The organism is Bacillus sp. NTK074B (genome assembly GCF_017303375.1).
Classification (GTDB): Bacteria; Bacillota; Bacilli; order Bacillales; family Bacillaceae_B; genus Rossellomorea.
Genome location: NZ_JAFKOH010000291.1, coordinates 1 through 251 on the forward strand (window position 1 = coordinate 1; position 251 = coordinate 251).

General features: G+C 68.1%; 1 protein-coding gene. It reads left to right on the top strand.

Annotated features, from left to right (window positions below):
- The coding region (locus JI667_RS23930) for a hypothetical protein (RefSeq protein ID WP_206858738.1) at positions 1-251 on the top strand (251 nt) is incomplete at both ends.

Here is a 251-nt window from a genome sequence, read left to right on the forward strand (position 1 = left end):
CGGATGCCGACCTTCCCGCGATCGAGGATTTCCTGAGCGCCCGGGCCGAAAGCTCGATGTTCCTGCGCTCGAACCTGCGTGAGCACGGACTGGGGGATACGGAATCGCCGCGTGCTATGGATGTGGCGCTGACCCGCGAGGCCGGGGACGCGATCACCGGGGGCTTCGGGTTGACGAATGGCGGATACGCGACCTTTCAGGCGCCACAGGCGGACCCCGAGACATGGCAGGCCGTGGCGCGCTGGATCGGG